The sequence below is a fragment of the Burkholderia sp. Se-20378 genome (assembly GCF_017104665.1).
Classification (GTDB): domain Bacteria; phylum Pseudomonadota; class Gammaproteobacteria; order Burkholderiales; family Burkholderiaceae; genus Burkholderia; species Burkholderia lata.
This window is the reverse complement of record NZ_JAAGPG010001140.1, coordinates 1-1,139: the sequence shown is the minus strand read 5'-3', so window position 1 is coordinate 1,139 and position 1,139 is coordinate 1. Positions and strand designations below refer to the sequence as shown.

General features: G+C 69.9%; 1 protein-coding gene and 1 pseudogene. One reads left to right on the top strand and one right to left on the bottom strand.

The window, feature by feature from the left end:
- Positions 1-681 (bottom strand): LysR family transcriptional regulator (locus G3N93_RS40630; protein ID WP_206135589.1); only part of this gene is annotated, 681 nt, incomplete at its 3' end.
- A 95-nt stretch (positions 682-776) separates the two neighbouring features.
- On the opposite strand from G3N93_RS40630, the pseudogene G3N93_RS40625 reads away from it, so the two are divergent.
- Positions 777-1,064, top strand: a pseudogene (locus G3N93_RS40625) (LysE family transporter); the annotation flags it as partial.
- Positions 1,065-1,139: the final 75 nt, after the last annotated feature.

The window sequence follows — 1,139 nt, the reverse complement described above, 5'->3', positions numbered from 1 at the left end:
GGAGCGCACGGTCGCGGCCGTCGCATCGATGCTGCCGTTCTCGAACACGGTGCGCCACGCGCGATCGCAGCCGCGCCGCGCGTCGAGCACCGTCGGGCGGAACGCGCAGGTCTGCGCGACCATCGACACGGGCAACGGCGTATTCCGGTACGCGGTGCCGCCTTTCGCGCCGACCCAGACCAGGCGGTCGACCGCGATGCACTCGCCGCGCGACGACCCGACGGGCGCCTCGATCAGTGCGACGTCGAGTTCGCCCTGCGCGAGCCCGCGGCGCAGTTCCGGCGATGCCGCGCACACGAGCGTGAGCGCGACCTGCGGATGCGCTTGCGCATAGCCTTTCAGGATCGGTGCGAGGCAGGAGGAGACGAGATCCTGCGGTGCACCGACGCGCACGGCGCCTTCGACCGCGCCGGCCGTCATGTCGGTCAACAGCGCATCGTGCACGGCGAGCAGCCGGCGCGCCTGCCCGAGCAGCCGCTCGCCGTCGGCCGTGAGCAGCAGGTTGCGGTGCTCGCGGACGAACAGCGGGCCGGACAGCGTTTCGAGCCGTGCGACCTGCTGGCTGATCGCGCCCTGCGTCAGGTGCAGCGCGCGGCTGGCGGCCGTCATGCTGCGATGCTCGGCGACCGTGACGAAGGCGCGCAGCAGCGCGATGTCGAGATTGCGTACCATGCGACGCATTATGATCGCTAATGGCAGGCATAAAAAGCTTTCGCTGTCGTAATGGGAGGATCGCGGGTAAAACGGGGCTTCGACGACGACAACCGGGAGCTTCCGTGCCGTTCCGCGACTACCTGCCGCTGATGCTGTTCGTGATCGTGTCCACCGTGACGCCGGGCGGCGCGACGACGCTTGCGACCGCGTCGGGCGCGCATTTCGGTTATCGGCGCTCGCTGCCGCTGATGGCCGGTATCGCGGCCGGCCTGGCGTCGATGGCCGCTGCTGCTGCTGCCGGGCTCGGCGGCGTGCTGCTTGCGCTGCCCGCGTTGCAACTCGCGATGAAGGCGGTCGGTTCGGTGTACCTCGTGTGGCTGGCCGTGCGCATCGGGCGCGGCGCAGTGCCGCACTCGACCTGAAGAAAGCGGAGTCGACTGCGGCGATCCTGAAGCTGGTCGGCCAGGCCGATGCGCTCGTCGAAG